Origin of the sequence: Hyalangium sp. (assembly GCF_035629615.1) — a bacterium.
Taxonomy (GTDB): domain Bacteria; phylum Myxococcota; class Myxococcia; order Myxococcales; family Myxococcaceae; genus Hyalangium.
In genome coordinates, this window is sequence record NZ_DASPHO010000519.1 from 1 (window position 1) to 11496 (window position 11496).

Annotated in this window: 12 protein-coding genes; 7 read left to right on the forward strand and 5 right to left on the reverse strand. The window is 69.5% G+C overall.

Annotated features, from left to right (window positions below; all coding sequences use genetic code 11):
- Window positions 1–863: prolyl aminopeptidase (gene pip / locus VD972_RS26435; RefSeq protein WP_324991515.1), on the forward strand; the 863-nt coding region annotated here is incomplete at its 5' end.
- Between the two features lie 45 nt (window positions 864–908).
- Here pip and VD972_RS26440 read toward each other — a convergent pair.
- Window positions 909–2300 (reverse strand): M20/M25/M40 family metallo-hydrolase, encoded by a 1392-nt coding sequence (locus VD972_RS26440; protein ID WP_324991516.1) that lies wholly within the window; start codon window positions 2298–2300, stop codon window positions 909–911.
- A gap of 82 nt (window positions 2301–2382) precedes the next feature.
- Here VD972_RS26440 and VD972_RS26445 point away from each other — a divergent pair, with 82 nt between their 5' ends.
- The 3 genes from VD972_RS26445 to VD972_RS26455 are packed head-to-tail and all read left to right on the forward strand — an operon-like array spanning window position 2383 to window position 5389.
- Window positions 2383–2757, forward strand: a complete 375-nt coding sequence (locus VD972_RS26445; RefSeq protein WP_324991517.1) for a response regulator transcription factor — start codon at window positions 2383–2385, stop codon at window positions 2755–2757.
- Between the two features lie 12 nt (window positions 2758–2769).
- Window positions 2770–3738, forward strand: coding sequence for a TIGR02266 family protein (locus tag VD972_RS26450; protein WP_324991518.1), 969 nt, complete (start codon window positions 2770–2772; stop codon window positions 3736–3738).
- A 49-nt stretch (window positions 3739–3787) separates the two neighbouring features.
- Window positions 3788–5389, forward strand: coding sequence for a sensor histidine kinase (locus VD972_RS26455; RefSeq protein WP_324991519.1), 1602 nt, complete (start codon window positions 3788–3790; stop codon window positions 5387–5389).
- Between the two features lie 14 nt (window positions 5390–5403).
- Here the strand turns inward: VD972_RS26455 and VD972_RS26460 are convergent, their stop codons facing one another.
- A complete protein-coding gene (locus tag VD972_RS26460) occupies window positions 5404–6246 on the reverse strand; it encodes a hypothetical protein (RefSeq protein ID WP_324991520.1) in 843 nt (280 codons plus the stop codon).
- Between the two features lie 124 nt (window positions 6247–6370).
- Window positions 6371–7504, reverse strand: a complete 1134-nt coding sequence (locus VD972_RS26465; RefSeq protein WP_324991521.1) for an RNA methyltransferase — start codon at window positions 7502–7504, stop codon at window positions 6371–6373.
- Between the two features lie 80 nt (window positions 7505–7584).
- Between VD972_RS26465 and VD972_RS26470 the strand changes: the two genes are divergently transcribed.
- Entirely contained in the window at window positions 7585–8478 is an 894-nt protein-coding gene (locus tag VD972_RS26470) for an oxidoreductase (RefSeq protein WP_324991522.1), read from the forward strand.
- Here VD972_RS26470 and VD972_RS26475 read toward each other — a convergent pair.
- Window positions 8456–9202, reverse strand: a complete 747-nt coding sequence (locus VD972_RS26475) for an SAM-dependent methyltransferase (RefSeq protein ID WP_324991526.1) — start codon at window positions 9200–9202, stop codon at window positions 8456–8458. The genes VD972_RS26470 and VD972_RS26475 overlap by 23 nt on opposite strands.
- Window positions 9203–9315: 113 nt before the next feature.
- Entirely contained in the window at window positions 9316–9882 is a 567-nt protein-coding gene (locus VD972_RS26480) for a NifU family protein (RefSeq protein ID WP_324991523.1), read from the reverse strand.
- Between the two features lie 139 nt (window positions 9883–10021).
- Here VD972_RS26480 and VD972_RS26485 point away from each other — a divergent pair, with 139 nt between their 5' ends.
- Together VD972_RS26485 and VD972_RS26490 are read left to right on the forward strand one after the other, a co-directional pair.
- Window positions 10022–10591, forward strand: a complete 570-nt coding sequence (locus tag VD972_RS26485; RefSeq protein WP_324991524.1) for a DUF2378 family protein — start codon at window positions 10022–10024, stop codon at window positions 10589–10591.
- Between the two features lie 74 nt (window positions 10592–10665).
- A partial coding sequence (locus VD972_RS26490) for a peptidogalycan biosysnthesis protein (protein ID WP_324991525.1) occupies window positions 10666–11496 on the forward strand: 831 nt, incomplete at its 3' end.

The following is an 11496-nucleotide window of genomic DNA, read 5'->3' on the forward strand; positions in this document are numbered from 1 at the left end:
AGAGTGGCAACCCGAAGGGCAAGCCGGTGATCTTCGTCCATGGAGGCCCCGGCGGCGGCACGGACGCGAAGCAGCGACGCTTCTTCGATCCGGCGGCGTACCGCATCGTGCTGTTCGACCAGCGCGGCTGCGGGAGGAGCACGCCGCACGCGAGCGTGGAGGAGAACAGCACCTGGCACCTGGTGGAGGACATGGAGGCGCTGCGCCGCCACCTCGGGATCGAGCGGTGGATGGTCTTCGGCGGCTCGTGGGGAAGCACGCTCTCACTCGCATACGCGCAGAAGCACCCGGAGCGCGTCACGGAGCTGGTGCTGCGTGGCATCTTCCTGCTGCGCCAGCAGGAGGTGCACTGGTTCTACCAGCACGGCGCGCACATGTTCTTCCCGGACGCGTGGGAGGACTTCGTTGCGCCCATCCCTCCCGAGGAGCGCGGAGATCTGCTCCATGCCTACCACCGGCGGCTGATGGGCAGCGACGCGCGGGTCCGTCAGGAGGCTGCGAGGGCGTGGAGCGTCTGGGAGGCCCGCACCAGCTACCTCCTGCCCAGCGCGGACGCCGTCACCCACTTCAGCGAGGACGCGTTCTCGCTGGCCTTCGCGCGCATCGAGTGCCACTACTTCGTCAACCGCTCCTTCTTCCGCAGCGACGCCCAGCTGCTGGAGGACGTGCCGCGCATCCGCCACATCCCCGGCGTCATCGTCCAAGGCCGCTACGACATGCCCTGCCCCATGGAGAGCGCCTGGGCGCTGCACAGGGCCTGGCCGGAGGCGGAGCTCAAGATCATCCCGGACGCGGGGCACTCGGCCTACGAGCCCGGCACCACCTCCGCGCTCGTGGAGGCCACGGACAAGTTCCGCCGGTGACGCAGCGGGGGGCGCCACACGGCGTCCCCGGCCTTGAAGAACGGCTCAGCGCTTGCTCAGCGCCTCTGCAAGCTCCTCATACAGGTGGATGGCGGCGCGGATGGCCTTCTCCCAGTCGCCTACGTGGAGGCTCTCGTTCTCCGAGTGCGCATTGGTGTACGGATCCTCCACGCCGATGAGCAGTGCGGGCACGCCGCCCAGCTCCTTCGCGAAGGGCTCCACGAACGGGATGGAGCCACCGCAGCCGATGGTCACCGCCTCCCGCCCGTACCCCTTCTTCAGCGCGCGGAACGCCGCCTGGAACGCCGGGTGTGAAGAGTCCGTGTACCACCAGCTCGACGCCGCATCCTCCTTGATGTGCAGCTCCAGCCCCCAGGGCGTCACCTTCCGCAGGTGCTCCACCAGCCGGCGCTGCACGTCCTGCGCGTCCATGTCCGGCACCACGCGGATGCCCACCCGCGCCCACGCCGAGTCACTCACGATGTTACGCGCGTCCTTGCGGCTGCTCGCCTGGATGGCGTTGATGGCGATGGAGGGCTGCCGCCAGTTCATCTCCCACGGGTGCTTTCCGCCCAGCATCTGCACGCCTGGCAGCAGGCCCACCTGCTGGCGGAAGTACGCGTCATCGCCCGGCAGCGCCTGGATGCTCTTCTTCTCGTCCTCCGTCAGCGGCTTCACCTTGTCCAGGACGCCTGGGATGGCGATGGAGCCGTCCGGGTTCGTCAGCGTCGCCAGCATCCGGCACAGCCCCATCACGGGATCCGGAATGGGCCCACCCCACATCCCCGAGTGCACCGCCTGCTTCAGCCCCCGCACCTCGACTTCAAGGGTCACCAGCCCGCGCAGCGCCGTGGTGATGGAGGGCAGCCCCACGTCGAAGTTGGACGTGTCCGTCAGTACGATGGCGTCCGCCTGCATCAGCGCCTTGTGCTTCTGCAGGAACGGCGCGAGGTGATCGCTGCCCACCTCCTCCTCGCCCTCGATGATCACCTTCACATTGAGTGGCAGCGAACCCGCACCCTTCAGCCACGCGTCCACCGCGGACGTGTGCACCACGATGCCGGCCTTGTCATCCGCCGCCCCGCGCCCGTACAGCCGCCCGTCTCGCAGCTCCGGCTCGAACGGGTTGCTCTTCCACGCGCTCGCGTCTCCCGGCGGCTGCACGTCGTGGTGCGCATACAGCAGCAGCGTGGGTTTCCCGGGCGCCTTGAGCACCTCACCATAGACGTAGGGGTGTGCCCCCTCTATTTCGAGGAGCTGCACATTTTCAAAGCCACGGTCCTTGAGGAGCTTTGCGGTGGCCTCGGCACTCCTGCGCACCTGTGCGGGATCGAAGCCGTCAAAGGAGACGCTGGGGATGCGCACCAGGGCCTTCAGATCCTCCAAGTATGCGTTCTTCTGGGACTCGAAACGAGCGAGGGCTGGGTCAATGGGCATGGAACGTTCCATATCGCAAAAGCGTACGCCGGGTGCTCGCCTCCTCGGGTGAATCGAGGGCTTTGCCGGTTATCATGCGCCCATGGCCGACGCACCGACCCTGCTCCTCGTCGACGATGACAACTTCGTTCGGCGCATCTTGAGAGACACCCTTGCGGAAACCGGCATCGAGCTGAGGCTGCTCGAGGCCTCGGACGGCGAAGAAGGACTCGCCATCGCCGCGCGCGAGCAGCCCGCGCTCATGTTCCTGGATCTGTTCATGCCTCGGCGCAGCGGCCTGGAGGTGCTCGCGGCGATGAAGAAGACATCTCCGGGCACGCGGGTGCTCGTCATCAGCAGCATGGACGCCGAGCCCGTCGTGGAGCAGGCCCTGGCCGCGGGTGCCGTAGGCTTCGTGGGCAAGCCGTTCCACCCCCTGGAGATCGCCTCTGCCGTCCGTCAGGCCCTTGCTCAGTAGGAGGGGCGTCCTATGACGAACAACTACTGGATTAGCGATACCGTTGGCCGTGTCCTCGGCCCGCTGACGCTCCAAGCCCTGAGAGATCTGATCGGCTCGGGGCGCCTGAAGGCCGTCACCCGTGCCTCTCGGGACGGCAGTACCTGGATCCCCATCCAGGACTTCGAGGAGGTGAGGGACCTCATCTCCGCCGCGAAGCCTCCGCCCGAGCAGCAGCAGGCCGAGCGGATCCGAACCCAGCTCCGCCAGCTGCAAGCCCTGAAGACGCCACACGAGATCTTCGGCGTGAAGCCGGGCGCCAACCTCGACGAGCTGCGCCTGGCCTTCTTCAAGCTGGCCCGGCGCTACTCGCCGGAGCACCTGCTCCCGGACACGGGCCAGGAGCTGCGCCGGGCATCTCAGGAGATGTTCGACTTCCTCTCGCAGAAGATGCGCGAGGCCGAGGCCGCCCGGCCTGCCGTCCAGGGCACTCCGGCCCGTGGCGTCACGCCGGTCCCGCTCAAGGGCGCGGTGGGCAATGGAGCCCGGGGAGTACCGCCCGGCTCGACGGCCCCCTTCCACCCGGCCGCGCCCGTGGCGACCCCGGTCCGCAAGCAGGTGGCCGCACCCACCTACTCGAGCGATGAGTTCGTCGGCCTCCAGCTGCGCACGCACAACGACCGGGTCCACGCCGACATCCACGTCACCGATCGGAACCTGGGCATGTTCACCGAGCACCGGCTGATCAACCTGACCTCTGGCGGGCTCTTCATCCCCGCCCGGCGGCCGCTGCGGCTGGGGACGAAGGTGAACCTGACGCTGCACTTCGAGCAGCCTCCACGCTCCATCGAGCTGCGCAGCACCGTCATCTGGGAGCACGCCCTGGATGACGGGAAGCAGCCCCAGGGTTACGGGCTGGGGCTGGCGGGCCTGCGGCAGGAGGAGAAGACGTTCCTCCAAGAGTACGTCCGCGCCCACCTCAAGCCGTCAGCCCCAGGCTAGGCGAGAGGTCCCTTGCGCGCTGCATGGGGGCGCTCCAGGATGCGCCCCTGTGCTTGACGGCTCCGAGTACCGCCCGCTCGAGGGACTCCCTCTGCCTGTCGCCATCCTGCGCGCGGAGCGGGTGGTCTACGCCAACCCGGCGTTGACGGCCCTGCTCGGCGCCTCCACGGAGGAGCTGTCTCGCCTGTCCATGGCGCAGCTCCTGGAGCGCTTCATCCCCCAGGAGCTGCCGTGGCTGGAGCCGCTCTACGAGTCTCGCCCCCGCGAGGAGCGACCTCCCGGCTCCGAGCTCTGGTTGCGCCTGCGGGACGCGACGGGGAAGGAGCGGATGTGTCAGGTGCAGACCTGCGCCGGCTCCGAGCCCGATGAGCAGGTGGTCCTCGTCCAGGACATGGAGCGGGACGACACCGTGCGCCGGCTCACCGAGGCGCTGGTGGCCGCAGCGCTGAAGATGATGCACTGCCGGGATGAGCAGACCGTGCTGGAGCTGGCGGTCGACGCGATCCACGAGCAGGGCTTCTTCATCTCGGTGCTGCGCCTGGAGGGGGACGCGTTCATCCACGGCCCTCTGCGGCAGGATCCCAAGGCCCTCGCCTTCGGAGAGAAGCTCTATGGCCGGCCCATCGGGGAGGTGCGCTTCCCCCGCACGAGCATGCCCCACATGGAGGCCGTGCTCACGCGGCGCAAGGCCGCGTTCCACCAGGACATCCACGCCACGCTGGAGCACTTCCACGCCCCGGAGCTGGCCGCGTACCTCAAGCGCACCTTCCCCAAGGCCAACGCCCTGGACGCGCCCATCTACGTGGAGGACAAGCCATACGGCATCCTCGCGGTGCAGGGCCAGACGCTCACCCCCGTGAGCGCAGGCACGCTGGAGCTCTTCGCCAGCATGGTGGGCAGCGCGATGGAGAACGTGCGCCACCACCGGGAGTCCTTGGCCCGCCTGGCGGAGGTGTCGCGGCTCCAGAGCGACCTCATGGAGCAGGAGCGTCTCACGGTGCTGGGCGAGGCCGCCGGCGTGGTGGCCCACGAGGTGCGAAACCCGCTGGGCGCGATCCTCAACGTGGCGGCCGTGCTCAAGCGCGAGCCCCACCTCAGCCCCATCGGCACCAGCGCGGTGTCCATGCTGGAGGAGGAGGTGACGCGGCTCGAGGACATCGTCCGGGATCTGCTGGACGTGGTCCGGCCCTTCGAGCTGCGCCCCAAGCCGCTGCACCTGGGGGAGCTGGCGCGGCGCGTGGTGGAGCTCCTGCAGCCGATCGCCGAGTCCACCCAGGCCCGCATCGACCTCGAGGAGCAGGCAGAGCTGCCCCTGCTCCAAGCGGACGAGACGCTGCTGCAGCTCGCGCTGTCCAACCTCCTGCGCTACGCCCTGCGCTCCTCGCCTTCCGGGGGGAAGGTGCGGCTGGAGCTCTCGAGCGTGGAAGGGGGCCTCTCCCTGGTGATGGAGGATCAAGGCGCGGGGCTGTCGGGCGTGGACTCCCAGCGCGTCTTCGAGCCCTTCTTCACCAGCCGCGCCACGGGAGCCGGGTTGGGGCTGGCCGTGGTGCGGCGCGTGGTGCTCGCACACGGCGGCACGGTCGGCGTGCGCGAGCGGCTCGGTGGGGGCGCTCGCTTCGAGGTCTTCCTGCCTGTGGGCTCGAAGGGCTGAGCGCCAGGGCTGGCCTACACCCGGATGCCCAGCATGCGCAGGCTGTTGAGGACGCCGTTGTTGAGCGCCAGGTCGCTGTAGGCACTCTCGTTGAGGTCGAAGCTGGAGCGGTGACCAGTCAGGTCCTGGGCGATGCGGTGGCCCAGCGCATCCACGGTCTTCTCTTCCAGCTGCGAGTTGCCATCTCCCGTGGTGGCGGCGTGGCCCAGCTCATGCGCGAGCGTCTGGATGAGGTCGGGGCTGTTGGGGTCGGCGATCTCGATGGAGGTGTTCCCGTTGCCCCAGCGCGTGATGCCCGCAGTGCCGGCTCCGCCATCCGGGTTGAGTCCGGCGTTGGCCGAGATGGAAGTCAGCCCGTTGGCCTTGGCCGCGGCGAGGAGCTTGGCCCCATCCGGGTGGCTGGCGATCTGCTCGAGCGCGCGGGCCAGCCGAGGATCCGAGACCTGGATGCCCGCGACCGAGCCCGCGCCACCGGCCGGAGCCGCGCGAGCCGCGCCGCCGCCGCCGTCCAGCGAGGGCATCCCCTTCGGGGCTCCGCCACCGCCGCCGAAGCTGTCGCGAGCGCCCGGGACACCGCCGCCACCACCACCACCGCCGCCACCACCACCGCCCGCTGCCGAGGGACCCGAGGCGCCCAGGTCCTCGCCCGGAGGAAGAGCGCCCGAGCGCTTCAGCTGCTCCAGCAGCATCGCGATGAGCTTCTCCAGCTCGCCCAGGACATCCTGGACCTTCTCCTCGGGCTTCGTGCCCGTGGGCTTCACCGCACCCGTCTTCGCGTCTCCAAGGGGGGCCTGAATACGCTGGGCCAGGGACTGAACCAGGTTCGAGCCGAAGCGACCGGAGACGGGCGACACCATGGGCGGCTCCTCTCCCGACAGACTTTGTCGGAGTGGATGGGGGTTGTGCCTACATTTTCGGCCCATGTAGGCGGAAGTTGCTCCGCACCTTACAAAAAAGAGAAGCCCCTGGAGTTTCAGGGGCTTAGAGGGAGATTTTCGGAGAGAGGACGAGCCGGCATCGGATGCCTCCGTTGCGCACGTGCAGATTTCTGGTGTCTCTCAGGCCCAGTTCCCGAATCAGCCCTTCCTCGTCGGGAACGAGCAGCGCCGCGCGCCACCCCTGGAAGGCCCGCCGGAGGGTGGCGCCCAGGGCCCGGTACAGCGCAGGCAGCTCACCACTCTCCCCGACACGCTTCCCATAAGGCGGATTGGCCACCACCAACCCAAGCCCCGCACCGGGCGCATCGAGCGTCTTCACGTCCCGCCGCTCCAGCGCCAGCGTCACCCCCGCCCTCCGCGCGTTGCGACGCGCCGTCCCGAGCGCCCCCGCGTTGATGTCGAAGCCATGCAGCGGAGCCCGGGGAGCTGACAGCGCCTCCGAGCGTGCCCGAGCCCTGCGCTGCTCCCAGGCCGCCGGGTCGAAGCCGGGGAAGCGCTCGAAGGCGAAGCTTCGCTCCAGGCCCGGCGCCCGGCGCATGGACATCCAGGCCCCCTCAATGAGGAACGTGCCCGAGCCACACATCGGGTCCACCAGCAGCTCCGTCCCGTCGTAGCCCGCGAGCGCCAGGATCCCCGCGGCGAGCGTCTCTCGCAGGGGAGCACGCCCGATCTCCTGGCGGTAGCCACGCCGGTGGAGCGGCTCTGCGCTGGTGTCGGCGCTGACGGTGCACTCGGGGCCTTCCAGCCGGACCAGGAGCGTGAGGCCGTCGGTGCCCTCTTCGTCCAGAGCCCCGGCGCGCCCCACGCTGGAGAGCTTCCAGGCCCGCGCTGCGGCAGAAGGCACCGCGTTCCCTGGCACGCCCGAGCCATGCGCGGCCACGGACAGCTTCGGCGTCTCCTTCCCGTCCCACACATGGCTCAGGTCCAGCGCCGCGAGCCCCCGCGTCAGGGCCCCCACGTCCGGCGCGCGGAAGCTCCCCAGGCGCAGCAGCACCCGGCTGGCGGTGCGCAGGCGGAGGTTGGCCTCCTGGTGCAGCCCGGCGGGCCCCTCCAGCTCCACACCGCCCTCCACCCGTCGAGGAGCAAGGCCCAGCGCCGCCGCCTCCGCCTCCAGCGCGGACTCCAGTCCCGGCGGGGCCACGGCGAAGACCTGCTCCTTCTGGAGAACGCTCGTCACGGGCGGCCCATTGTCCGCGCCCGAGCGCCCTCCGCAATCCTTATCGTCGAAGCTGCCTCATTTGCGTTAATGGGAGGGCCATGAGCACCGCCGAGACCCCTGCAGCCCCCGTCCGCAAGAGGCCCGTGGAGTACGAGGTCACCGTCACCGAAGTCCGGATGGAGACGCACGACACCGGCACCCTCTTCCTGGACTTCGGGAGCGCACCGGTCGAGTACAAGGCCGGGCAGTTCATCAACATCGACCCGCACCAGTTCCCCGCCCTCCGCGCGCTCGCCGCCTTCCTTCAGGAGCAGAAGGGCCGCCGGGAGCTGTTCCGCTCCTACTCGATGTCCTCCGCGCCTCACGAGCCCCTGGTGGCCATCACCGTGAAGGACGAGGAGTTCCTCCCCGGCCTCACGAAGTATCCGCCGCTGCTCGCGCCCTACCTCCTGCACGGCCGGCTTCCCGGCGCCCGCATCAAAGTCCAGGGCTTCATGGGCCCCTACACCCTCCCGGACGACGTGCAGGAGCGCACGGACCACCTCGTCCACATCGTGGCTGGCTCCGGCGGCGTGCCCAACTTCTCCATCCTCAAGGACGCACTGCACCGCGGCCTGAAGCTGCGCCACACCGTCCTCTGCTCCAACAAGACGTGGGCGGACATGCTCTTCCGAGAGGAGCTGGAGAAGCTGGAGGCTGCGAACCCGGGCACCGTGAAGGTACTGCACACGCTCACCCGGGAGACGGAGGAGTCGCGGTTCGGCCCCAACGTGCGCAAGGGCCGCATCGGCCAGGCGCTCCTCGAGGAGCTCATCCCGGACCGGCAGACCTGCCTCGTCTACGCGTGTGGCCCGGCCATCTCCCCGTGGGATCGACGCAAGGCCCTGGAGACGCGCACGCCCGCAACGCCCCGCTTCATGGAGGCGGTGCTCGGCCACCTCCACACACTGGGCGTCGACGACAAGCGCATCAAGCGGGAGACGTACGGGTAGCAGCCGCCGCGGGCTCCACACCCAGCAGCCGCGTCAGCTTCGGCTGCACTCCGAAGGAGCCCAGCAGCGTCTCCAGCTTCGCACGCGCCGGACGGTTCTCCCGGTGCACGCGCCGCCCGAGGATGAGCTCGTTCTTCAGCGAGTGCTCCCACCCCGTCAGCTCCGTCACCGTCACCTGGTAGCCGAAGGACTCGAGCGTCATGGCCCGGATGACGTTGGTCAGGTGCGAGCCGAACTCCCGCCGGTGCCAGGGGTGCTGGAAGAGCAGCCCCAGCGTCGCCTCCACCTCCGGCCGCTTGTCCTTGAGCTGCGCTGCCACCTCCGCCTGGCAGCACGGCACCACCGCCACGTAGTCCGCCCCGTGCCGGACGGCGGCCGCCAGCGCGTCATCCGTCGCAGTGTCACACGCGTGCAGCGCCGTGAGCAGGTGGATGCGCTCCGGCCAGGTGGCCCCCTCCAGGTGCGCCGTCTGGAACTCCATCCGCGTGAAGTCCAGGCGCTTCGCCCGCTCCTTCGCGCGCTCGGTCAGCTCCGGGCGGCCCTCGATGGACAGCAGGGTGCCGGCGGGCGCGTCCTTGAGGAACAGCTCGTAGAGGATGAAGCCCAGGTAGGCGTTGCCGCTGCCCGCATCCACCAGCACGGGCGAGGGGTAGCGCACCAGGAGGTCCTCCAGCGCCGGGCGCAGCAGGCCCACCAGGTGGTTGACCTGCTTGAGCTTGCGCAGGGCATCCGCGTTGAGGTGCCCCTCGCGCGTGAGCAGGTGCAGCTCGCGCAGGAGCGCCTGGGACTGGTCCGGCAGCAGCTCGCGCCGGACCTGCGGTGCCTTGACGTTGCGCCTCAGACCGACACCACCTCAGACACCTCGGGGATCTCCTCGCGAAGCCGCCCCTCGATGCCCATCTTCAGCGTCGCCGTCGAGGACGGGCAGCCGCTGCACGAGCCCTGCATATGCAAGTAGACGATGCCATTCTCGAAGCGGTCCAGGGTGATGTCGCCGCCGTCCTGAGCCACCGCGGGGCGGATCTCCGCGTCGAGGATGTCCCGGATGCGCTGCTCCACCGAGCCGCCGCCTCCCCCCCCCGTGGCCGCGCGGGCCGCCGCCACCGCCTGCTCGTCCACCACGGGCTCATTGGACTCCAGGTGCGAGTCCAGCGTGGCCATCACCGCGTCATTCAGCTCGTCCCACTCGCCGTCGTCCCCCTTGGTGACGGTGATGAAGTTGAGGCCCACCATCACCGCCGTCACGCCCTTGACGTCCATCAGCTTGAGGGCCAGGGGGGACTTCTTCTCGGCCTCCTCCCGGTTGGTGAAGTTCACCGCGCCGCTGGCAAGAAGGCGCCGGTCCACCACGTACTTCAAGGTGCTGGGGTTGGGGGTCCACTCCAGCTGGATGTTCACCGACATGTAGAAGATCTCCTGTCCTACTCCTCTAAGGCGGACGGGGCCCCATAGCAACCCGGAGCCCTGGGAAGCAAACTGACGCCTGGATGTAGAGCCCGAAGCACGGTTCGGTGTATGACAGCCGATCTAAGGACTTTCGCCTATGGAGCCGAAGCTTCCACCCCGTCCCCCCCAAGAGCCTCGAGCGCTGCCGCGCATTCCCGTGAGCGTGATGGAGGGGCTCTTCGTCCGCGGCCTCAAGGCTGAGGGGCGGCTGGCGGAGCGTCTGCTCTCCTACGGGTACGACATCAAGAAGCCCGAGGTGAGCTACTCCGTGCTCACCTACCAGCGCTGCGTCAATGCCGCCCGAGGCGAGGTCTTCGGCCACCTGAGCGATGAGGAGGCCTACCGGCTGCTCGGTCGGAAGATGGTGGACGGCTTCCTGGAGACGCTGGTGGGCAAGGTGGTGGCCGTCGCCATGCCGATGATTGGCCCGGCCCGCGTGGTGGAGCGCCTCCCCCGCTACTGCGCGATGATGGGCCGTGGCGAGATGGAGGTCCGAATCACCCCCGCGGGCGAGACGGCCCGGCGCATCTACTTCGGCGACATCTACAACCGCCCCGAGTTCCTGGCAGGGGCCCTCGAGGTGGGGCTGGAGCGCGCGCACGTCAAGCCTACCGTCACGGTGGAAGACCGGACCGCGGAGGGCTACCGGCTCTTCCTCCGCTGGTAGCTGCCCTGGACAGGCCGCTCCCTGGCGAGCGCCCTGCCCGGTCGTTATAGGCTCGCGCCACCCCACGCCTGCCGATGTCCAGCTCCCTTCCGCTCACCCTTCGCGTCCACCGCACCATCACCGAGGTCCCTCGCGGGGCCTGGGATGCGCTGCTCGACGAGGCGGCGGTGCCCTTCCTGGAGTGGGCCTTCCTGGCGGCGCTGGAGGAGAGCGGCTGCGCCGTGCCCGAGCGGCGCTGGCACCCGCGCCACCTGACGCTGTGGCGAGGCTCTCGCCTGGTGGCCGCCGCTCCCGCGTACCTCCGGGAGGACAGTGACGGCGAGTTCGTCTTCGACGGCATCTGGGCCACCGCCGCCGGGCGCCTGGGCCTGCGCTACTACCCGAAGCTCATCCTGGCCGTCCCCTTCACCCCGGCTACGGGACGCCGCGTGCTCGTGGCGCCCGGGGAGAATCGAGCCGCCCGGGAGGCCGAGCTGTACACCGCCGCCCTCGAGTTCGCCCGCGCCGAGGGGCTGTCCGGCATCCACGTCCTCTTCCACACCGAGGCCGAGGCCGCGGGACTGGAGGCCGCGGGCTTCACGCTGCGCCTGGGGGTGCAGTACCAGTGGAGCAACGCGGGCTACCGCACGCTGGAGGACTTCCTCGGTCGCTTCCACTCCAAGCGGCGCACCCAGCTGCGGCGGGAGCTGCGCGCCCCCGCCAGCCAGGGCATCACCGTGCGCACCGTGCGCGGCGAGGAGCTGGCGGAGCTGGACCCGGACGAGCTCTTCCGCCTCTACGCCTCCACGGTGGACAAGTACCCCTGGGGCCGGCGCTTCCTCACCCCCGAGTTCTTCGCCCGGCTGCTCGCCACCTTCCGCCATCGCTGTGAGTTCGTGGAGGCCCGGCGGGGAGGACAACGCATC

Excerpts from the sequence above, each read along its gene's own strand:
- VD972_RS26440 (WP_324991516.1), bottom strand. The coding sequence starts at position 2,300 with ATGCCCATTGACCCAGCCCTCGCTCGTTTCGAGTCCCAGAAGAACGCA.
- VD972_RS26445 (WP_324991517.1), top strand. The coding sequence starts at position 2,383 with ATGGCCGACGCACCGACCCTGCTCCTCGTCGACGATGACAACTTCGTT.
- VD972_RS26450 (WP_324991518.1), top strand. The coding sequence starts at position 2,770 with ATGACGAACAACTACTGGATTAGCGATACCGTTGGCCGTGTCCTCGGC.
- VD972_RS26460 (WP_324991520.1), bottom strand. The coding sequence starts at position 6,246 with ATGGTGTCGCCCGTCTCCGGTCGCTTCGGCTCGAACCTGGTTCAGTCC.
- VD972_RS26470 (WP_324991522.1), top strand. The coding sequence starts at position 7,585 with ATGAGCACCGCCGAGACCCCTGCAGCCCCCGTCCGCAAGAGGCCCGTG.
- VD972_RS26480 (WP_324991523.1), bottom strand. The coding sequence starts at position 9,882 with ATGTCGGTGAACATCCAGCTGGAGTGGACCCCCAACCCCAGCACCTTG.
- VD972_RS26485 (WP_324991524.1), top strand. The coding sequence starts at position 10,022 with ATGGAGCCGAAGCTTCCACCCCGTCCCCCCCAAGAGCCTCGAGCGCTG.